The 22,863-nt window shown below is 39.9% G+C and carries 18 protein-coding genes; all 18 read left to right on the forward strand.

Going from position 1 to position 22,863, the window contains the following annotated elements:
- Positions 1–2: 2 nt before the first annotated feature.
- Positions 3–2,354 carry an FtsK/SpoIIIE family DNA translocase gene (locus MLE13_RS01800; protein WP_276323769.1) on the forward strand — a complete coding sequence of 784 codons (2,352 nt, stop codon included), beginning with the start codon at positions 3–5 and terminating at the stop codon, positions 2,352–2,354.
- Positions 2,355–2,529: 175 nt separating this feature from the next.
- Positions 2,530–3,258, forward strand: coding sequence for a GntR family transcriptional regulator (locus MLE13_RS01805; protein ID WP_240747743.1), 729 nt, complete (start codon positions 2,530–2,532; stop codon positions 3,256–3,258).
- A 47-nt stretch (positions 3,259–3,305) separates the two neighbouring features.
- Positions 3,306–4,379, forward strand: coding sequence for a BMP family lipoprotein (locus MLE13_RS01810; RefSeq protein WP_240747744.1), 1,074 nt, complete (start codon positions 3,306–3,308; stop codon positions 4,377–4,379).
- 166 nt (positions 4,380–4,545) lie between these two features.
- Complete coding sequence (locus tag MLE13_RS01815) at positions 4,546–6,105, forward strand: ABC transporter ATP-binding protein (protein WP_240747745.1); 1,560 nt, start codon at positions 4,546–4,548, stop codon at positions 6,103–6,105.
- Positions 6,095–7,144: an ABC transporter permease gene (locus tag MLE13_RS01820; RefSeq protein WP_008497929.1), complete on the forward strand. Its 1,050-nt coding sequence runs from the start codon at positions 6,095–6,097 to the stop codon at positions 7,142–7,144. The genes MLE13_RS01815 and MLE13_RS01820 overlap by 11 nt, the downstream gene beginning before the upstream one ends.
- 1 nt (position 7,145) lies before the next feature.
- Positions 7,146–8,105 (forward strand): ABC transporter permease, encoded by a 960-nt coding sequence (locus tag MLE13_RS01825; protein WP_240747746.1) that lies wholly within the window; start codon positions 7,146–7,148, stop codon positions 8,103–8,105.
- Positions 8,106–8,329: 224 nt separating this feature from the next.
- The gene (gene yfmF / locus MLE13_RS01830; RefSeq protein WP_240747747.1) at positions 8,330–9,604 is read left to right on the forward strand and encodes an EF-P 5-aminopentanol modification-associated protein YfmF; all 1,275 of its coding nucleotides are present in this window, start codon (positions 8,330–8,332) and stop codon (positions 9,602–9,604) included.
- Complete coding sequence (yfmH, locus tag MLE13_RS01835) at positions 9,597–10,898, forward strand: EF-P 5-aminopentanol modification-associated protein YfmH (RefSeq protein ID WP_240747748.1); 1,302 nt, start codon at positions 9,597–9,599, stop codon at positions 10,896–10,898. The genes yfmF and yfmH overlap by 8 nt, the downstream gene beginning before the upstream one ends.
- Positions 10,895–11,614, forward strand: coding sequence for an elongation factor P 5-aminopentanone reductase (gene ymfI, locus MLE13_RS01840; protein ID WP_240747749.1), 720 nt, complete (start codon positions 10,895–10,897; stop codon positions 11,612–11,614). The genes yfmH and ymfI overlap by 4 nt, the downstream gene beginning before the upstream one ends.
- Positions 11,615–11,720: 106 nt before the next feature.
- Positions 11,721–12,521 carry a YmfK family protein gene (locus MLE13_RS01845; RefSeq protein WP_240747750.1) on the forward strand — a complete coding sequence of 267 codons (801 nt, stop codon included), beginning with the start codon at positions 11,721–11,723 and terminating at the stop codon, positions 12,519–12,521.
- A gap of 8 nt (positions 12,522–12,529) precedes the next feature.
- Entirely contained in the window at positions 12,530–13,399 is an 870-nt protein-coding gene (locus MLE13_RS01850; RefSeq protein ID WP_346429144.1) for a helix-turn-helix domain-containing protein, read from the forward strand.
- Positions 13,400–13,448: 49 nt separating this feature from the next.
- Positions 13,449–14,027 carry a CDP-diacylglycerol--glycerol-3-phosphate 3-phosphatidyltransferase gene (gene pgsA / locus MLE13_RS01855; protein ID WP_240747752.1) on the forward strand — a complete coding sequence of 193 codons (579 nt, stop codon included), beginning with the start codon at positions 13,449–13,451 and terminating at the stop codon, positions 14,025–14,027.
- A gap of 23 nt (positions 14,028–14,050) precedes the next feature.
- Positions 14,051–15,304, forward strand: coding sequence for a competence/damage-inducible protein A (locus MLE13_RS01860; RefSeq protein WP_240747753.1), 1,254 nt, complete (start codon positions 14,051–14,053; stop codon positions 15,302–15,304).
- Between the two features lie 174 nt (positions 15,305–15,478).
- Positions 15,479–16,540 (forward strand): recombinase RecA, encoded by a 1,062-nt coding sequence (recA, locus tag MLE13_RS01865; RefSeq protein WP_276323770.1) that lies wholly within the window; start codon positions 15,479–15,481, stop codon positions 16,538–16,540.
- A 298-nt stretch (positions 16,541–16,838) separates the two neighbouring features.
- Positions 16,839–18,398, forward strand: a complete 1,560-nt coding sequence (gene rny, locus MLE13_RS01870) for a ribonuclease Y (protein ID WP_240747754.1) — start codon at positions 16,839–16,841, stop codon at positions 18,396–18,398.
- A gap of 66 nt (positions 18,399–18,464) precedes the next feature.
- On the forward strand, positions 18,465–19,262 hold the full coding sequence (locus tag MLE13_RS01875; protein ID WP_240747755.1) for a TIGR00282 family metallophosphoesterase: 798 nt from the start codon (positions 18,465–18,467) through the stop codon (positions 19,260–19,262).
- 324 nt (positions 19,263–19,586) lie between these two features.
- Positions 19,587–20,015, forward strand: a complete 429-nt coding sequence (locus tag MLE13_RS01880) for a RicAFT regulatory complex protein RicA family protein (protein WP_038704218.1) — start codon at positions 19,587–19,589, stop codon at positions 20,013–20,015.
- A 318-nt stretch (positions 20,016–20,333) separates the two neighbouring features.
- The gene (mutS, locus tag MLE13_RS01885) at positions 20,334–22,853 is read left to right on the forward strand and encodes a DNA mismatch repair protein MutS (RefSeq protein WP_240747756.1); all 2,520 of its coding nucleotides are present in this window, start codon (positions 20,334–20,336) and stop codon (positions 22,851–22,853) included.
- The last annotated feature ends 10 nt before the right edge of the window (positions 22,854–22,863 follow it).

Raw genomic sequence — 22,863 nt, forward strand, 5'->3', positions numbered from 1 at the left:
GTATGAATAGGGCTCGTGAAACCGCGAAAAAAAAATCACAAGCGAGAGCAAGAGCAAGAACAAAAGCGAAACCAAAAGCAAAACCGAAAAATAAAAAAAGACAACCCATGCCAATGATTGCATATGAAGTTATCGGGTTAATCTTATTAGGAATTGCGGTATTGATGACTTTTCAGCTCGGCGTTATTGGTAAAATGTTTTACAATATAGCTGAATATGTAGCAGGATATATGGCGTTCTTAATCCCTGTGTCACTCGTTTTTATCGCGATATTTGTCATGGTAAAACGCGAATGGCCAAAACCTAAAATAAAAGTGGCGTTCGGGTCCGTATTTGTATTAATTGGCATTTTACTAATTTGCCATTTAATTTGGGCAGCGAATAGTATTTTACCAATCACTTCTTCAAACGTTATTGCCGAAACAATCCGCACAACAAAAATGACCGGTACTATTTGGAATAGTTATTTAGCAACAGGAGGCGGGATTTTAGGGGCTTTACTGTATGCGCTATTGCACGTTCTTTTCGAAACGGCAGGCACATGGGTTGTCGCCATCATTTTACTATCGATTGGTGCCATCATTTTAACAGGAAAAGCCGCCGCTCCTTTTATCGCAGAAAAAATACCAAGTATGCGTCCGATTATCGATTCGTTAATGAGTCGCTTTAAACAAAGTAAGCCGAAAAAAACACGTGCTTCTCGTAAAAAGTCAGAATCTGAACAAGTTTTGGAAATCAACGAATCCCTGTCATACGATGAAGATGACGACAAGGAAGAAGATCTTTTATACGAGCCAAAACAAGAAGCACCGATTATTTCGGCATTCACCGAAAATGTTAAACCAAAACAAGCCGCTCCACCAGAAGTTGCTGAACAACCACAAGAGACCGGAGACGTCCAATTATTATCAACTGCAGAAGAGCTAGAGAATGAGGAATATCAATTGCCTCCGATGAGCTTATTAACTCTGCCGCCACATCATGATCAAAGTGGAGAATATTCCGGCATCCAAAAAAATGCCAAAAAACTTGAGAAAACGTTCCAAAGTTTTGGTGTAAGGGCAAAAGTAACGCAAGTTCATTTAGGTCCTGCAGTGACAAAGTACGAAGTATTGCCGGACACGGGCGTCAAAGTTAGCAAGATTGTTAGTTTACATGATGATTTAGCATTAGCTTTAGCTGCACGCGATATTCGTATCGAAGCACCTATTCCGGGGAAATCTGCAATCGGTATTGAAGTGCCAAACTCGGAAGTTTCAATTGTTAGCTTACGTGAAGTGTTAGAGTCAGAGGAAAACAACCAACCCGACGCTAAATTATTATTTGCACTTGGTAGAGATGTTACTGGTCAGGCTGTCATGACCCAATTAAACAAAATGCCGCATCTATTAGTTGCCGGTTCGACGGGTAGCGGGAAATCAGTCTGTATTAACGGCATTATTACTAGCATTATTATGCGTGCTAAACCGCATGAAGTGAAGATGATGATGATTGACCCGAAAATGGTCGAGTTAAACGTCTATAACGGCATACCACATCTTTTAGCACCCGTTGTCACAGATCCGCGTAAAGCAGCACAAGCATTAAAGAAAATTGTTTCAGAGATGGAAAGAAGATACGAACTTTTCTCTCATACAGGCACACGAAATATTGAAGGTTATAACGAATATGTCCGTGTTTTCAATGAAGAAAATGAAGACAAGCATCCAAAATTACCGTTTATTGTAGTTATTGTCGATGAATTGGCTGATTTAATGATGGTTGCTTCAAATGAAGTAGAAGATGCCATTACGCGATTGGCTCAAATGGCGCGTGCTGCAGGAATTCACTTGATTATTGCGACACAACGTCCGAGTGTTAACGTCATCACAGGGGTCATCAAAGCGAATATTCCTTCTCGAATAGCTTTTGCCGTTTCATCATCGATCGATTCGCGCACAATACTGGATATGGGTGGCGCTGAAAAATTACTTGGTCGTGGAGACATGTTGTTCTTAGGGGCAGGTCAATCAAAACCGGTGCGTGTCCAAGGAGCGTTCTTGTCTGATTCAGAAGTCGAAAAAATTGTAGACTTTGTAATCGAACAACAAAAAGCACAATATCAGGAAGACATGATTCCGAGTGAAATTGATGAAACCAAAATAGACGAAGAAACAGATGAAATTTACGATGAAGCGGTAAAGCTAGTCACAGAAATGCAGACGGCCTCCGTTTCAATGTTACAGCGTCGCTTCCGTGTCGGGTATTCACGTGCAGCTCGAATTATTGATCAGATGGAACAACGTGGTGTCGTTGGACCCTATGAAGGCAGTAAACCGCGTACGGTACTAGTTCCAAAGCAGGAAGATTATTGAGGAATTTGAAGTTATTTGTGATAAATTAATCACTAGTTTATTGATTCGAGAACCGAAAATTCGCTGAATTCGACAATTTACTATTTATTTCGTTTCTAATAAGTGTTATAGTAATTCTGATTAGTAGGAATGTTTTACATCAGATGTCTGATCTCTGTCATGGGTGGTGAATCGTATGACAATTAAATCGGATCATCGTGCTTTGTACCTTCAAGTGATCGATCGAATGAAACAGGATATTGCTGCGGGCGTCTACAAAGAAAAAGAGAAGTTGCCGTCCGAATTCGAATTATCGAAAACACTTGGAGTTAGCCGAGCGACTTTACGAGAAGCGCTTCGGTTGTTGGAAGAAGATAATACTATCATCAGACGCCACGGAGTTGGGACATTCGTCAATTCAAAACCTTTATTTTCCTCAGGAATTGAACAATTGACAAGTGTATCCGATATGATCCGTCAGGCAGGAATGGAACCCGGTGCTATTTACTTAAGCACGTCAGAGGGCCTTTCTTCTGAAGAGGATATAAAACGCTTTCATTGCAAAGCCGATGATACCATTATTACTATTGAACGCGTTCGTACGGCAAACAGCGACCCTGTAGTTTATTGTATCGACAAGGTTCCTTCCGCGTATTTGCCTACAGATTTTTTGAAACGCACAGAAAGTTCCATTTTTAAAGCGATTGAAGAATCTGGAGACATTCATATCTCCTATGCGGTGACATTTATTGATCCGACTGGCTATCATGATGATGCTTCACCAATCCTGGAGTGTGAACCGGAAACAGCATTACTTGTTTTAAAACAGCTCCATTACGATGAAGACGATCGATTGGTGCTTTATTCAAAGAATTACTTTAGAGCTGATAAATTTAGCTTTCATGTGGTTCGCAAACGTATGTAAAACATCAAATTCCTGCTAATATCAAAAAAACCTTGGGGGTTATTACATTGACAAAACGTAAATTTGGTCTAGGTTTATCATTAATGCTTGCTGCTGGAACTATGCTTGCTGCCTGCGGTAGCGACGAAGATACTTCAAACGGTGAAACTGGTGGAGGAGAAGGCGGAGAAGAAACTTCTGACTTTTCTGTAGCCATGGTTACTGATGTTGGAGGCGTAGATGATAAATCCTTTAACCAATCTGCATGGGAAGGTCTTCAGCAATTTGGTAAAGACAATGGTCTTGAAAAAGGCGATGGTGGCTATGACTATCTTCAATCTGCATCAGATGCGGATTACAACACTAACTTGAACAACTTAATCCGTCGCGATTTTGATGTTGTATTCGGAATTGGTTTCTTGATGGAAGGTGCTGTAGCAGAAATTGCTGATCAACAGCCTGAAGCACAAATTGCAATCATTGATGCAGTAGTTGATGCTCCAAACGTTGCGAGTGTTCTTTTTAAAGAGCAAGAAGGTGCATTCCTTGCGGGTGTAGCAGCAGCTCTAATGTCTGAAACGAAGAAAATTGGTTTTGTTGGCGGAATGGAAATTCCAGTAATTGAGCGTTTTGAAGCAGGATTCCTTGCAGGCGTTGCAGCTGTAGATGAGTCAGTTGAAGTTGATGTTCAATACACAGGTGCTTTTGATAAAGCGGAATTAGGTAAAACAACTGCGAACCGTATGTATTCTGCTGGAGCAGATATCATTTTCCACGCAGCTGGCGGCACTGGTAACGGTGTTTTCACTGAAGCTAAAGAACGTAAAGAGTCGAATCCAGAAGCAAATATTTGGGTTATTGGTGTAGATTCGGATCAATACGATGAAGGTCAAACAGGTGACGCTAACGTTACTTTGACTTCAGTATTGAAGCGTGTAGATACAGCTGTAATCAATATTTCTGAACAAGGTATGGCAGGCGAATTCCCAGGTGGCGAAACAGTTACTTACGGTTTGTCTGATGATGGCGTAGATCTAGCTGATTCACGTGGAGCAATTCCTGAAGACGTGATGGCGAAAATTGAAGAATTTAAACAACAAGTAATCAATGGTGACATTGAAGTTCCTGAAACTGTAGAGTAATAGAAAGTTTTAAGACGGTCATCATAAAGGCCGGTTTAACCGGTCTTTATGATTTTTTTTGTCTATTTGATAGAAATTAATAGATGAAAGGTTTTTGGAAACGGAAGCCTTTCCTGTATTAATTAATTTTTTTAAAAAAGTTAGCAGTCTTGAGGGAGTGACAACAGTGGAGTATGTAATTGAAATGCTGAATATCCGTAAAGAGTTCGGTACATTTGTCGCTAATGACAATATTACGCTGCAACTGAAAAAGGGAGAAATTCACGCATTACTAGGGGAAAACGGCGCTGGAAAATCGACATTAATGAACATTTTGTTCGGTTTGTATCAGCCAGAAGGCGGAGAAATCCGAGTTCGCGGAAAAAAAGTAGACATTTCTAATCCAAATATAGCGAATGATCTTGGAATCGGAATGGTTCACCAGCATTTTATGTTGGTCGAAAATTTTTCAGTTACAGAAAATATCATTTTGGGAACCGAGCCAACAAAATATGGTGTTACAAATAAAAAAGACGCTGCTAAAAAAGTACAGGCACTGTCTGAACAATACGGCCTAAACGTTGATCCGAATGCTATCATTCAAGATATATCGGTAGGTATGCAACAGCGTGTAGAAATATTGAAAACTTTGTATCGCGGCGCTGAAATTTTGATCTTTGATGAACCAACTGCTTCATTAACACCACAGGAAATTGTCGAATTGATTCAAATTATGAAGCGGTTAATCGCTGAAGGAAAATCCATTATTTTAATCACGCATAAACTAAAAGAGATTATGGATGTATCTGACCGTGTAACTGTTATCCGAAAAGGACAAGGAATTGGAACGGTTATTACAGCCGAAACCAATCCGAACGATTTGGCATCTTTGATGGTTGGACGCCAAGTCGAATTTACTACGGTAAAAGGGGAATCGTTCCCGGGAGAAGAAACTTTGGATATTAAAGATTTAGTCGTCCTTGATTATCGTGGCATTGAAAAAGTGAAACACTTGAATTTGAATGTCCGTAAAGGCGAAATTGTCGGAATTGCAGGAATTGATGGAAATGGACAGTCTGAATTAATCGAAGCGATTACTGGGCTTCGAAAAGTAAAGAGTGGAACCATTTCAATTAATGGAAAAAATGTTACCAATATGAAACCTCGTAAAGTAACAGAGTCGGGCGTTGGGCATATTCCTCAAGACAGACATAAGCATGGACTAGTACTGGATTTCCCAATTGGTCATAATATTTCTCTTCAAACATACTATACCAAGCCGATTTCTAAATCTGGTATCATCGATTACAACAAAATCAATGAAAAAGCTTTGCAAATTATTAAAGATTTTGACGTTCGAACACAAGGTCCATCAGAGTTAGCTCGTTCACTATCTGGTGGGAATCAGCAAAAAGCGATTATTGGCCGAGAAGTTGACCGAGACCCTGATTTATTGATTGCAGCTTTACCAACTAGGGGATTAGACGTTGGGGCAATTGAATTTATTCATAGTCGTTTGATTGAACAGCGCGATAAAGGAAAAGCCGTATTGTTGATTTCATTTGAATTAGACGAAGTTATGAACGTTTCAGATCGAATTGCCGTCATTCATGATGGAGAAATTGTGGATATTGTAACGCCAGAAACCACGAGCGAGCAGGAACTAGGCTTGTTAATGGCAGGACATACTAATCAGAAAAAAGCACAGGATTTAACACAGAAAGGTGAGGATCAGCATGTCGAATAGAGCGACCAATCTCTTGGTCCCCATCATTTCCGTTATTTTAGGATTGTTGGTCGGCGCAGTTATTATGCTGGTCAGCGGCTATGACCCACTTAAAGGCTATGCCGCTCTGTGGAACGGGATTTTTGGAGACTTATATACTATCGGTGAAACCATTCGCCAAATCACACCTTATTTATTAGCTGGTCTTGCGGTAGCTTTTGCATTCCGCTCAGGTCTGTTTAATATCGGTGTTGAAGGTCAATTAATTGTAGGTTGGTTTGCTGCAGCATATGTTGGAGTAGCTGTAGAATTGCCGAAAATTATCCATTTGCCTTTAGCAATTTTGGCTGCAGCTGTAGCAGGTGCCATATGGGGCTTCGTTCCAGGTCTTTTAAAAGCTAAATTCCGTGTACACGAAGTTATCGTTACAATTATGATGAACTATATTGCATTACACGTAACAAATGCATTAATTCGTACAGTTTCTGACGGTGGAGATCGCACAGGCAATATTTACGCAAGTGCATCTCTACGTTCTGAGTTTTTACAAAACTTAACCGAATTTTCACGACTGCATTTCGGGATTATTATTGCATTAGTGATGGTTGGTGTGATGTGGCTTATTTTAGAAAAAACGACGCTTGGGTTTGAGTTAAAAGCAGTTGGGTTTAACCAAAACGCCTCTCAATATGCAGGTATGAACGTTAATAAAAACATCATATTAGCCATGGTTATTTCTGGTGCATTTGCCGGTCTTGGTGGCGCAATGGAAGCCCTTGGAACTTTCGAGTATGTGTCTTCTAAAGGTGGATTTACCGGTATCGGATTTGATGGAATCGCGGTAGCCTTATTGGGCATGAACACACCTCTTGGTGTTGTGTTTGGTGCTACATTATTTGGTTCATTAAAGTACGGAGCATTAAATATGCCGAATGCTGCCGGTATTCCAATTGAAATTGTTGAAATTGTTATCGCAGTTATTATCTTCTTTGTAGCTTCGGGCTACATCATTCGCTTGCTGTTGCTCCGTGCATCAGCTAAGAAGAAGGAGGCGAAGTAATATGAGTTTCCTTGAGGTATTATATTTCATCGTTCCTTCAGCAATCTTTTATGCTGCACCACTTATTTTAGTCGCAATTGGCGGTGTCTTCTCAGAAAGATCTGGTGTCGTCAACATTGGACTTGAAGGATTAATGGTTATCGGTGCTTTCGTTGGAATCTTGTTTAACTTATTGTATGCTGACACATTTGGGTCAGCTACGCCATGGATTGCCCTAATTGCAGCTATGTTTGCAGCTCTTCTATTATCACTATTGCATGCTGTAGCTTCTATTACATTCCGTGCAGATCAAGTAGTTTCCGGAGTTGCGATCAATTTACTAGCAGCTGCGCTATCGATTTACTTGGTAAAACGAATTTTTGATAAAGGGCAGACGGATTTTATCACTGAACGTTTCTCGCGTTACAATGTTCCGTTTCTATCCGATATTCCGATTATTGGACCTTTATTTTTTAAATCGGTTTATAATACGTCGTTCTTTGCAATCGGTGTAGCAGTACTTGCATGGTTTGTTATTTACAAGACGCCATTTGGTCTTCGTCTTCGTGCTGTAGGGGAACATCCAATGGCTGCTGATACAATGGGGATTAATGTAACTAGAATGCGTTATATTGCTGTTATGATTTCTGGTGGGTTAGCTGGTATTGGTGGCGCAATTTACGCACAAACGATTACAAATGATTTTGGTCATGCCACAATCAATGGTCAAGGCTTTATGGCATTGGCTGCTATGATTTTTGGTAAATGGCATCCACTTGGAGCGATGGGGGCAGCCTTATTCTTCGGGTTTGCACAGTCGTTAAGTATTGTCGGATCATCTATTCCGATTATCTCGGAAATTCCAAACGTCTTCTTATTAATTTTGCCATACGTATTAACGATTCTTGCACTAGCAGGATTTATTGGTCGCGCTCATGCTCCACTAGCGATCGGAAAACCTTATATCAAAGGTCAACGATAAGATTTTTAAAAGAGCCGTCGCAAATGACGGCTCTTTTCATTTGTCTAGCTCAAACGGCCAGATTCTCGGGTCATAAGCCACCCTGACTGTGTGGCAAAGAGCGCCACTTCGTCAGGTCGTCTTATGCCCGTCGAATCTAAACGGCCGCTTTCGCTTTTCTTTATTTGCAATTAACGGAAAAGGTTCGGTATAGTTAGAGCATGAACGACGAGAGGGGATTTTACATGTTTGAAACAATTAATATTGCTAAAGGCGTAAATGTGCATGTCAATGAGACAACGCAATTTAAAACGATAAATTTTTCAATTAAATTTAAGGATAAACTAACGAAAGAAAAGGCATCTGCCCGTTCGATTTTGGCGAACGTATTGCAACATAGTAACGAGGTTTATCCGTCGCATACAGCACTTCGGATGGTGCTTGATGACTTATATGGTACGTCTCTTTACATAGATTCATCAAAGCGTGGAAATGAGCACGTGGTTACATTAAATGTCGAAACAGTCAACGATCAATATCTGTCTGAAAAAGGTGTGCTAGAAAAAGTATTAAACTTAATGTATATCGTTTTGTTCAAACCGAATTTTGAGAATGGCTTGTTCAAAGAATCCATATTCACGCGGGAAAAACATTCTATAGTTCAACGTATCGAATCTGTATTTGATGAAAAAACACGTTATGCACAGCAGCGGATGATGGAGTTGGCCTTACCGAACCATCCAGCTTCTATTACATCAAATGGCACAATTGAAATCGTTGAAAGCGTGACGAATGAACAATTAGTGGCCGAATACAACGAAATGATTTCACAGAATGAAATTGAAATTTATGCGGTTGGCGATGTGAAACCAGAAATGATCGCTTCGTACATCCGCGAATTTTTCCATTTTAAAGATCGTGAAAAAGCGATTGCAGTACCGCCTATGGAATTGGTAAAGCCAGAGCAACCACGCGTGCTTGAATTTGAAGACATGAAACAAGGGAAGCTACATATGGCATTTTTTACGCCGATTACATTCCGCGATGAGAAGTTCCCAATCATGCAGCTGATGAACGGCGTTTTTGGTGGCTATGCGCATTCTAAATTATTTGTAAACATTCGTGAAAAAGAAAGCATGGCATATTACGTATCTAGTTCTTTTGCTTCGCAATTTGGGTTAATGTTCGTTCTTGCAGGCATTGATTCCAAACTAGAAGAAAAAGCGGTGACTTTAGTTTTAGAACAATTAGAAGAAGTGAAAAAAGGGAATATTTCAGATGTTGAACTTGATCAAACAAAAGCGTTGCTGGTCAATCAATTAAAAGAAGCTCTCGATTCGGCGCGTGGACAAATTGATATTTATGATCAATACATGGAATTAACTGATCGTTTCGAACCTGAATATATGATTAATAAATGGAAAAATGTCACGAAAGAAGATATCGCGTCAGTTGCTCAGGAGTTGTCGTTGGAAATGACATACTTCCTATCCGGCAAGGAGGATGAAACAAATGCATAAAGTAGAATTTGAACAATTAGAAGAAACATTATTCCATGAAAAGCTTGATAACGGCTTAACGGTTTATATTTTACCAAAAAAAGGATTTTCTAAAACATTTGCCACGTTTACAACTAAATACGGTTCTATCGATAACCATTTTGTGCCTCAAGGTGGATCAGAACCAATCAAAGTTCCAGATGGCATCGCCCACTTTTTAGAACACAAAATGTTTGAAAAAGAAGAAGGGGACGTGTTTCAAGAGTTCAGTAAACAAGGAGCTGCAGCCAACGCGTTTACATCATTTACACGAACAGCTTATTTGTTTTCAGCAACAGGGGAAATTGACGAAAACGTCAAAACCTTACTAGATTTTGTGCAAAGCCCTTACTTCACTGAGAAAACCGTGGAAAAAGAAAAAGGCATTATCGCACAAGAAATTACAATGTACGACGATCAACCTGATTGGCGCTTGTATTTCGGAATTATTGAAAACATGTACAAAAATCATCCTGTGAAAATTGACATCGCGGGTACCGTAGAATCGATTCAGGATATTACAGCTGAACATTTATATACGTGCTACAATACGTTCTATCACCCTTCAAATATGGTGTTATTTATAGTAGGAAACGTAGATCCAGATCAAATGATGGCTTTAGTAAAAGAAGACCAAGCACAAAAAACATTTGAAGAACCTACAGAAATTACACGCATTTATCCTGAAGAGCCAAAAGAAGTAGCTATTAAAGAACGCGTGCTAGAAATGAGCGTTCAAAAACCAAAAGTATTTTACGGTATTAAACCAGAAAAACTAGATTTAATCGGTCCAGAAATGCTTAAGCATGAGCTAGCGGCTCAACTTGCTTATGAATTATTATTTGGCCGAACATCTGATTTTTATCACCACGCCTATGAAAACGATTGGATTGATGAGTCTTATTCATTCGACTATTCGTTAGAACAAGGATTTGGTTATGCGTTAGTCGGTTCAGATACGCACAAGCCTGAGGTTTTAATAAAAGAAATCAAACATACCCTTCAAAATGCAGTTGAAAAATGGCCATTTGGTCAAGAAGATCTTGACCGGGTGCGCCGCAAAAAAATTGGTTTTTTCTTAAGAGCGTTGAATTCTCCAGAATACATTGCTAACCAATTCACCAATTATGCATTTAATGAAATGAATTTATTTGATGTTGTTCCGGTATTAGAAGAGCTAGAGGTTGTTGATTTGCAAAATGCATTTGCCTTAGTCAGTCACGAATCCCAGCAATCTGTCTTTACGATTATGCCTCCGAAAAAGGATGAACAGTGAAACGATTTGTTGTCCTGCTCGGGGCGTCCGGTGAAATTGGTGAAAGCATTGCGCGACAGTTAGCAGAAAGTGGTTGGTCTTTGTATTTACACTGGAATGCTAATTCGCCAGCTACACTCGTACAAGAACTCACGAAAAAATATCCTTTGCAGGAGTTTATACCGGTCCAAGCTGACTTTACCTATGAAGAGGGTGTAGAGAAGCTGACAAACAATGTATATGATGCGTCGGGCATTGTTGTTGCTAGTGGGCAATCGCTGATGAAGATGCTAATCGATACAACGGAACAAGATATGGAAGCTTTATGGCGTGTACATGTAAAAAACCCGATTTCGGTAATTCAATCATTATCACCATTTTTTCATCGCCACGACAAGTCTTACGTGGTCTTTGTGTCCTCAATTTGGGGAGAGATAGGTGCATCTATGGAAACAATGTATTCAGCGGTAAAAGGTGCACAATTGGCGTTTGTCAAAGCTTATGCAAAAGAGATGGCGCCTTCGGGAACGCGTGTGAATGCCATTTCACCTGGCTTTATTCAAACAAAAATGAATGACGGTTTTTCTCAAGAAGAGATACAGGAAATTGAGGAAGAAATTCCACTCGGACTTGGATCTCCTCAAGATATAGCAGATGCTGTAGATTTTCTAATCGGAGGAAAAGCAGATTATATGACAGGGCAAACATTACGCATTAATGGTGGATGGTTGATGTAATCGTATTTCTCTAAGTAAATGCCTCTTTCACGAGAGCAGCAAATCAGCTATCATATTAACTAGAAACCCTTTTAGACAGCTTGTATAGAGAAAGGTCGGATATTGCATGAAAGAATGGTATTTTGAATACGAAATCCAAGTCAACCGTCCTGGTCTTCTTGGCGATATCGCTTCTCTTTTGGGAATGTTACGGGTAAATATCGTGACTATTAATGGTGTAGATCAAGGGCGTCGGGGTATGTTGTTGCGTGCAGAACATGATGTCCAACTAGAACGCTTTGAACAAATTCTATCAACTATCGAAACGATTGCTGTCACTAAGTTCCGTGAGCCAAAACTGCGGGATATTTTAGCAGTACGACACGGCAGGTATATTCAACGAGATGCTGATGATCGGAAAACATTCCGCTTTGTGCGTGACGAACTAGGATTGCTTGTAGATTTCATGGCAGAAATTTTCAAACAAGAAGGTCATAAGTTGGTCGGGTTAAGAGGAATGCCACGCGTAGGAAAAACAGAGTCCATTGTTGCTGCAAGTGTTAGTGCGAACAAAAAGTGGATTTTCCTATCTTCTACAATGATTAAACAAACTGTTCGCAACCAGTTAATGGGTGATGAGCACAATGATAACAATATTTTTATTTTAGATGGCATTGTTACCCGCCGCTCGGCCGATGAACGGCATATGCAATTAGTACGTGAAATGATGCGCATGCCAACGATTAAAGTAGTAGAGCATCCGGATAAGTTTGTAGAGCAATCCGAATACAGCATTGATGATTTTGATTATATTATTGAATTACGTCACCACCCAGATGAAAAGATCACTTATGAAGTATTGGAGAAAAATACATTCATGAATGAAGAATCAGAAGGTAATATGTTTGGAGACGGCTTCAACTTTTAAGTAGGCAGGTGATCGGTTTGAGTGAGTTGGGTACAAGGCTAAAACAGGCCAGAATCGCCAAAAATCTTAGTTTGGAAGATTTGCAGGATTTGACCAAGATACAAAAGCGGTACTTGGCTGGTATAGAAGATGGCAATCACAGTATGATGCCAGGTGCTTTTTATGTACGTGCTTTTATTAAGCAGTATGCTGCAGCTGTAGGATTAAATGGTGAAGAATTGCTTGACCAGTTTAAAACAGAAATGCCGGCTAGTGACACGGTTGAAAAAAAGCAAATGCCGGAAACGTTCACTTCAAGAAGCCGTTCAGTTACACGCACAGCTTCGAACGATACGTATGCCGAAATCATCCCAAAAGTTTTGGTCGCCTTTTTTATTGTTTTAATTCTGGCAGTGTCTTGGTATTTTTATAGTGCATCGACGAACAGAGACACAGCAAATAGACCGGTAGAAGATGAAGGAGTAGGCGTTCCATACGAAGAGCCTGTTCCTGCTACACCAAAAGAAACAGAAGAAACTGTTGCTGAAGAACCAGTGGAAAAACCTGCAGAACCTACGTCTGTCCTTTCTCTTAAGGAAACAAAAGGCGAAACAACGACTTACACGTGGCAAGGAACGGCAAATCCTCAGCTAGAAATAGTTGCGGATGGACCGTCCTGGATTGCTGCCACTGATCAGAATCAACAAGAGTTAACTTCGAAAGCGCGTGTTATGCAAGCTGGAGAAAAAGAAACACTCGATTTAGCTGAAGTGGACCGTGTACATGTACGCATTGGTGAATACGCTAATATTACATTGACTATGAACGGTGAAAACATCGAGTATACGCAACCGCTCCAAACCCAAAATATCGTTATTCAATTGACAAACGTCGAATAGCCATCTTTGGATGGCTATTTTTCTTGAAAGTTTGAAAGGGGAAACAACAATGAACATACCAAATCAGATTACCATCTCAAGGATATTATTGATTCCTGTATTTATGGTAGTTATGTTAGCCGGCTTTGACTGGGGAACAATGACGCTTTTTGGCGCTGAAATGCCCGTTACTCACTTTGTTGGGGGATTAATTTTTATCTTTGCATCCTTAACAGATTGGGTAGATGGCTACTATGCCCGTAAATTCAATTTAGTTACAACGTTTGGGAAGTTTTTGGATCCTTTAGCGGATAAGCTATTGGTTTCAGCAGCTTTAATCATTTTAGTAGAACTAGAATTTGCAGCATCGTGGATTGTGATTATCATCATTAGCCGTGAGTTTGCAGTTACGGGATTACGTTTAGTTCTAGCAGGTGAAGGCGAAGTTGTTGCAGCCGGTGGTTTAGGGAAAATAAAAACCACAGCACAAATTTTAGCGATATCTGCATTATTGCTACATGATACTATTTTTGTTTTAGTTGGTTTGCCATTTGGTCAAATTATGCTTTATATCGCATTGATCTTCACAGTATGGTCTGGCTGGGATTATTTCTATGCCAATCGTCGTGCATTAATGACTTCAAAATAAGCGCAAAAAAGGGGTTCGAATAAATGAACGCAGAAATTATTGCAGTAGGTTCAGAGTTATTATTAGGACAGATCACCAATACAAATGCTCGGTTTTTGTCTAATCATTTAGCGGAACTTGGCATTAATGTGTACTACCATACAGTAGTTGGGGACAACCCGGCACGGTTAGAAGATGCTATCAAGATTGCGGAAAATCGTGCAGACCTTATTTTGTTTACTGGAGGACTAGGCCCCACAAAAGATGATTTGACGAAAGAAGCGATTGCTCGTCATTTAGATACGTCACTTGAGATGAACGTGGAAGCGTTAGATTCAATCGTCGCATTTTTTGAGCGTGCAGGACGTCCAATGACGGAGAATAACAAAAAGCAAGCGTTGGTCTTAAAAGACAGTGACGTTCTTGTTAACTATAATGGCATGGCTCCAGGAATGATGTACAAAAAAGACGAACGTGTTTATATTTTGCTGCCAGGACCACCCAAAGAAATGGAGCCAATGTTCCAATTTGAGGCAAAACCTAAACTTGCAAGCTTATTAAACAAAGCTGATGTTATTTTGTCACACGTCTTGCGCTTTTATGGTATAGGTGAGGCAGAACTCGAAGACCGTTTGCACCATATTCTCGAAAAACAAACAAACCCGACAATTGCACCACTCGCTGCTGATGGAGAAGTCACTTTACGTATTACAGCTAAAACCAATACAACAGAAGAAGCGTGGAAGTTGATTGATGGAACTAAAGAGGAAATTTTAGATGTCGTAGGTGATTATCTTTATGGTTATGATAACGATTCACTCGCCTCTAAAGTAGTTGAGCTTTTAAAACATCAAGGTAAAACAATATCTGCAGCCGAAAGTTTAACTGCAGGACTTTTTCAGTCTGAATTGGCTTCGGTTCCAGGAGCAAGTGCTGTTTTGTCAGGTGGAGTCATTACGTACAACGAAGAAATGAAAGTTCATCAGCTTGGCTTATCAGCTGAATTACTAGCTGAATACGGCGTTGTTAGTGAGCAGACAGCATTAGCTATGGCAGAAGCTGTACGAGCTAAATTTAAAACCGATATTAGCGTTTCATTAACCGGTGCAGCAGGACCAGACGCGCATGGTGACCAGCCAGCAGGAACTGTTTGGATTGGAATAGCAACAGAAGAAACTTCTAAATCTTATCGCCTTCAATTGTCAGGAATGCGCAATACCAATCGTTTACGAGCTGTTAAACTCGCGTTATATTACGTCATTCGCACGTTAACAGAAGAAAATGCACGCAAAATTTAATTTTGCGTGTTTTTTTATTGCCAAAATCGGGAAATGCGTAAAATAGGACGTTTAAAAATAAATTTTAAAAATAAATAACCGAATAAACGTTCGCTTTTTTCTTGTGTATTTCTCAATAAGCTAGTATAATAGAGACAGATAGAAAATAGGTTTTCATTTAGAGGAGGATTTCTTTTGAGCGATCGTAAAGCAGCATTAGACATGGCGTTAAAACAAATAGAAAAGCAATTCGGTAAAGGTTCTGTCATGAAATTGGGGGAAAAAACCGACCGTAATATATCATCCGTATCAAGTGGTTCATTGGCATTGGATACAGCATTAGGAATAGGCGGTTATCCACGTGGACGCGTAATAGAAGTTTACGGACCTGAAAGTTCAGGTAAAACGACGGTTTCTCTTCACGCGATCGCAGAAGTTCAAGCAATTGGTGGAACTGCGGCGTTTATCGATGCAGAGCATGCTTTAGATCCAGTTTACGCAAAAAATTTAGGTGTAAATATTGATGAATTATTGTTGTCACAACCGGACACAGGTGAGCAAGCATTGGAAATCGCTGAAGCACTTGTTCGCAGTGGAGCAGTTGATATTGTCGTTGTCGATTCAGTAGCAGCATTAGTACCTAAAGCTGAAATTGAAGGCGAGATGGGCGATTCGCATATGGGATTGCAAGCACGTTTAATGTCTCAAGCTCTTCGTAAATTATCTGGTGTTATTAACAAATCTAATACCATTGTTATTTTCATTAACCAAATTCGCGAGAAAATTGGCGTAATGTTTGGTAACCCAGAAACAACACCTGGTGGTCGCGCATTGAAATTCTATTCATCTGTTCGTTTAGAAGTACGTCGTGCAGAAGCATTAAAATCAGGTACAGAAATTATTGGTAACAGAACGAAGATAAAAGTTGTGAAAAATAAGGTAGCTCCACCATTCCGTACTGCTGAAGTGGATATTATGTACGGAAAAGGGATTTCTCGTGAAGGTGAAATCGTGGATATCGGTTCTGATTTGGAAATTATCCAAAAAAGTGGTTCATGGTACTCGTATAACGAAGAACGAATTGGCCAAGGCCGTGAAAATGTTAAGCAATTCTTGCTTAAAAACCCGGAAATCCGTAATGAGATTTCTAATAAAATCCGTGAATCTTACGGGATGGCAGCAGCTACGTATACAATTGCTGCAACTAAAGAAGAACCAGAAGACTTTAATCTTCTAATTGACGAAGACGATAAATAAGACTCGCTTTATAAGTCAGAAAAAGCCGCTAAGCAGAAGCTTTGCGGCTTTTTTTGTTATAACAGATGAAGTGACATCTGTCTTCAGTAGAATCTAGTGTGCCCGTATACTCGAACTAGTTGCTAAGTTCTCTTTAGCGTTGTACTTCTACTTACGCTTTCCTGGGTTGACACGACATAAGTCCATCTATACAATTAAAATTGTATAATTTACTAATTTTAAAATAGTTGTAGTGAAACAAGTTTGATCATTCATCTTTTAAAATGAAAAAAATTCAATAGCAAGAGGAGGTGTCCGAATGGTTATTAATGAGTTCATCTTCGCTTTGCTTGGTATCATCGTCGGTGTAGTTGTTGGTTATTTTGCATTAAAAAAAGCAAACGATTCCAATATTGCAGGCGCTAAAAACTCTGCGGAGCAAATTGTCGAAGATGCAAAACGAGAAGCTGAAGCGCTGAAAAAAGAAGCATTATTGGAAGCGAAAGACGAAAATCATAAATTGCGTACTGAAACAGAATCTGATATTCGGGAACGCCGTTCTGAACTACAAAGACAAGAGAATCGGTTGTTGCAGAGAGAAGAAAATTTGGATCGCAAGGATGATGCATTAAACAAAAGAGAAGCGGGTCTAGAACGTAAAGACGAAGCACTCACAGAAAAACAACAGCATATTGAACAGATGGAGAGCAAAGCCGAAGATTTAGTCCGACAGCAACAATCTGAAATGGAACGAATCTCATCTTTGACACGAGAAGAAGCCAAATCTATTATCTTGCAAGATGTTGAAAAAGAACTTTCAACTGATATTGCGGTAATGATGAAAGAATCTGAAGCTCGTGCAAAAGAAGAATCGGACAAAAAAGCGAAAAATATTTTATCATTGGCGATGCAACGATTTGCGGCAGACCATGTAGCAGAAACTACTGTATCAGTAGTAAATCTGCCAAACGATGAAATGAAAGGTCGTATCATCGGGCGTGAAGGACGTAACATCCGTACGCTTGAAACCTTAACAGGAATCGATTTAATCATCGATGATACACCAGAAGCGGTTATTCTGTCAGGATTTGATCCAATCCGTCGTGAAACGGCTCGATTGGCTCTAGAAAAACTGGTATCAGATGGTCGTATCCATCCAGCGCGCATTGAAGAAATGGTTGAGAAGTCTAGACGTGAAGTGGATGAACAAATTCGTGAAATTGGTGAACAAACCACATTTGACGTAGGAGTTCATAATTTACATCCAGATTTGATCAAAATTCTTGGACGCCTTCGCTACCGTACAAGTTACGGACAAAATGTGCTGAAGCACTCTGTGGAAGTAGCATTCTTGTCAGGCTTAATGGCAGCTGAACTTGGAGAAGACGTTACACTAGCTCGTCGTGCCGGACTACTACATGACATTGGTAAAGCAATCGATCACGAAGTAGAAGGTAGCCACGTTGAAATCGGTGTAGAACTTGGAACTAAGTACAAAGAGCATCCTGTAGTGATTAACAGTATTGCTTCCCACCACGGTGACACAGAAGCGACGTCAATCATTTCTGTCATTGTCGCAGCAGCAGATGCATTGTCTGCCGCTCGTCCAGGTGCAAGAAGTGAAACATTGGAAAACTACATTCGTCGCCTAGAAAAACTTGAAGAAATTTCCGAGTCGTATGAAGGCGTAGAGAAATCATTCGCTATTCAAGCGGGACGTGAAATTCGCATTATGGTGCGACCTGAACAAATTGATGATATGACAGCACATCGTTTAGCTCGAGACATCCGGAAACGGATAGAAGAAGAGTTAGATTATCCAGGTCATATTAAAGTGACGGTTATTAGAGAAACTAGAGCAGTTGAATACGCAAAATAATAAGAGTAAGGCTTCGATGAATGTCTATTCAAAGAAGCCTTTTTCTTATGGGAAAAAGGTGAGTTTGTGAAAATTTTATTTATTGGAGATATTGTCGGATCAATCGGAAGAGATGCACTAGAATCGTATTTACCGAGGTTAAAAAGAAAATATGCACCAGATGTAATTATTGCCAATGGTGAAAATGCAGCAGCAGGTCGCGGCATTACTAAAGCTATTTATCAAGACCTTTTATTCATGGGCGTGGATATGGTAACGATGGGTAACCATACATGGGACCAGAAAGAAATTTTTGATTTTATAGATGAAGTTGATTATTTGATTCGCCCAGCAAACTTTTCAGATGAAGCACCAGGTCGCGGAATGGCTACGGTCACAAAAAATGGTCAAACTTTGTCTGTTATTAATTTGCATGGCCGTGTGTTCTTACCACCTCATGAAGATCCATTCCAAAAAGCGGATGAGCTTATAGCCGAAGCTAAAGCTATTTCGCCATTAGTGTTTGTGGATTTTCATGCAGAAGCAACAAGCGAAAAAATTGCGATGGGTTGGCATTTAGATGGGCGCGCTTCAGTGGTTGTTGGAACACATACACACGTTCAAACTGCCGATGCACGTATTTTACCAAATGGCACTGCGTACATTTCGGATGTGGGAATGACGGGACCGTATGATGAAATATTAGGCATGAACAAAGAAGCTGTGTTGTATCGTTTCAAAACGAATATGCCAACTCGATTTGAAGTGCCAAAACGTGGCCGTTCAGTGGTGAGTGGATTTTTCACAGAAGTGGATGATCAAACGGGTAAAGCGACAAGCTTTGAACGCGTTTATATCAATGAAGATTATCCGTTCCAAGGATAAATCTCCAGCTTCGTGACGAAACTTCGACAATTAGAGCAGAGACCTTGAAGTGCAAGCCTCATTTTCAGTATAATGAGGGAGTGAGTAAAAAGAGTTTTTTAGAGATGGAAAGATCTATTTCTTTACAAACTTCGAACAGATCGTGAGATTTAAAAAATATCTAAATGCTATCAAAAGGTATAGACCTTGCTAGTTGTAAATACGTACAGTAAGGGTTTGTGCTTAAAATAAAGATGTCAAAGTCCGATTTACCGAAACTAAAACATGGTCGCAATGCAGTGAACAACTAGAAGCTGTCGCTGGCCAAGAAATGGGTGTTTAAAAATGACATACACAAAACAAGAAATCGTCGACAAAGCACGCGAAGTCGCAGATATGATCGCAGCAACAGAAGAAGTGGATTTCTTTAAACGTGCAGAAGCACAAATTAACGAAAACCAACAAATTCGCGAAAAAATTGCTAGCCTGAAAAGTTTACAAAAACAAGCAGTAAACTTCCAAGCATACGGCAAAGAACGTGCGTTGAATTTAATCGAAGGTAAAATTTCGAAGATTGAAGAAGAAATTGACGCTGTGCCGATCGTTCAAGAATTCAAGCAATCGCAAAGCGATGTCAACTCATTGTTACAAATGGTATCAACAGCAATTGCTAACCAAGTAACAAACAACATCATTACTGAAACAGGTGGCGATTTGTTACGCGGCGAAACAGGATCAAAAGTCCGCAACGACAAACCAGGAAGCTGCGGGTAACAAGAAAAGCGTAAACGACCGTTAAGCTCCGACGGCATAAGACGATCTGGCGAAGCGGCGTTATTTCAGCCGCACAGCCAGAGTGGCTTATGACCCGAGGGGCTGGTCGTTGAAGCTAGCCGAAGAGAAAAGCGTAAACGACCGTTAAGCTCCGACGGCATAAAACAATCTGGTCTTTATAACCGAATACAAGCGAGAAGTGAAACGCATTTAAACAGAATTAAACTGAAAGAGCCAAAGCTCTTTCAGTTTTTTCTTTTCCGCCTTTATTTTTGGTATAATGGAGAAACGACGAATCGATTTGAAAGAGGTTTTAAAATGGCACCGACACCAATGATGCAACAATATTTTCAAGTGAAATCCGAATACTTGGATGCTTTTTTGTTTTTCCGTTTAGGCGATTTTTACGAATTGTTTTATGATGATGCGATTAAAGCATCTCAACTACTAGAAATCACGTTAACCGCACGTGGAGGAAATGGCGATGACCGGATTCCGATGTGTGGCGTGCCTCACCATGCGGCAAAAAACTATATTGATCAGTTAATCTTAAAAGGTCATAAAGTGGCCATTTGTGAACAAGTAGAAGACCCGAAAACGACTAAAGGCGTTGTGAAGCGCGAGGTCGTCCGTTTAATAACACCTGGGACACATACAGAGGGAAAAAGTGTAGATTCCAAATCTAATGTTTTTTTAGCTGCTGCTGATGAACTAACAGATGGTTTCGCTTTGTCATATGTGGATATTAGTACGGGTGAAGCTACAGCGACGTACATAATGGGAACTGAAAAAGCGTTATTACAGGAACTGCGCTCTTTAAGCATTCGTGAATTAGTCGTCTCAGAGCAATTGTTTGTCTTGCTGACAGAAGAAGAACAAGATTTAGTCTTGTCGATTGAAACCATGGAAGATTCTTATCAGATGAATGCATCTTTGACGATAGATTGTCCAGAAGATTTACAAACTAGTTGTCACCGGTTGATGACGTATATTGCTCGTACACAAAAACAATCTTTAGACCATATCCAAGCTTTTGCTTATAAAGAAAATAACCAATTACTAAGCATTGATTTTCATTCTAAACGAAATTTAGAATTACTGCAGTCTATTCGCGGCAATGAAACAAAAGGCACTTTACTGTGGTTGTTAGATGAAACAATGACAGCAATGGGAAGCCGGAAATTAAAGCAATGGTTGCATCAACCATTAGCGAATAAACGAATGATCGAAGAACGCCAACAAATGGTAGCGGCATTGATCGAGCGGTATTTCGTGCGTGTAGAGCTTCAAGGCTTGTTAAAAGAAGTTTATGACCTAGAACGTCTATCTGGGCGAATCGCCTTTGGTAGCGCTAGTGGGAGAGATTTAGCGCAGCTTCGCAGCTCTCTGGAGAAAGTTCCAATGCTAATCGATGAATTGGCGAAGTCAGGTAATCCAGCTTTACTGGAATTCGGTGAGAAATTGGATCGCTGTATTGAAGTTTGTGAATTACTGCAAGCCATTAGTGAAAATCCGCCCCTGTCATCAAAAGAAGGTGGAGTGATTCGCGATGGGTTCCATGAGCGACTGGATGAATTCCGATATGCTTCACGTAATGGTAAAGACTGGATTGCTGAACTGGAGCAAAAAGAGCGCAAATTAACCGGCATCAAATCGTTAAAAATTGGCTATAACCGTATTTTTGGTTATTATATTGAAATCTCAAAAGCTAATATGCATTTAGCGGATTTAGAGCGCTATGACCGAAAGCAAACATTAGCAAACGCTGAACGTTATACCACGCCTGAACTAAAAGAAAAAGAAGCGTTAATCCTAACAGCTGAAGAAGAAAGTTTAGCACTCGAATATGAGTTGTTTGTAGCGATTCGAGACGAAGTGAAACAGTATATTTCACGCATTCAACGCTTGGCTTCTTCACTTAGTGGATTAGATGTCTTTTTAAGCTTTGCCAATGTGGCAGAAAAATACCGTTTTGTAAAACCTGATTTTAATGATTCCAATGAAATCTCCATAATCGAAGGGCGTCACCCAGTTGTCGAAAAAATGCTCAACAAACAACATTATGTACCAAATGACTGCGTTCTTGCGGAAAATCAAAATATGCTACTTATTACAGGACCAAACATGTCAGGTAAAAGTACGTATATGCGACAAGTTGCATTGACAATCGTCTTGGCTCAAATTGGTAGTTATGTACCTGCTGAATCTGCTAACTTACCAATTGTCGATCAAATTTTCACACGTATTGGAGCAGCTGATGACTTAGTTTCTGGACAAAGTACATTTATGGTTGAAATGCTGGAATCGCAATACGCCATTACCCATGCAACCAAAAACAGCTTATTGCTGTTTGATGAAATTGGCCGTGGTACTTCGACATATGACGGAATGGCGCTAGCTCAATCAATGATTGAATATATTCATAGAGAAATCGGTGCCAACACACTGTTTTCGACGCATTATCATGAGTTAACAGCGTTAGAAAATTCACTTGAAAAACTGCACAATGTTCACGTAGCAGCTATGGAGCAGTCAGGCAAAGTAGTATTTCTTCATAAAGTAAAAAAAGGACCTGCTGATAAAAGCTACGGAATTCACGTTGCAGAGTTGGCCAATTTACCTGAAGCCATTCTTGCGCGTGCACGAGAATTGTTAAAAACTTTTGAACAAGATAAAAAGCAACAACCAAAAACAATCGAACAATTATCATTTTTTGATGAAGCGGATACAGAAAAAGACGAAATTTTACAAACCATTAAAGATGTACAAGTGTCGGCGATGACGCCGCTTCAAGCATTGCAAATGATTAATGACCTACAAGAGAAGTTAAACCAATAAGGAGTGAGCG

This window comes from Planococcus halocryophilus (assembly GCF_022489025.1).
Lineage (GTDB): Bacteria > Bacillota > Bacilli > Bacillales_A > Planococcaceae > Planococcus > Planococcus halocryophilus_A.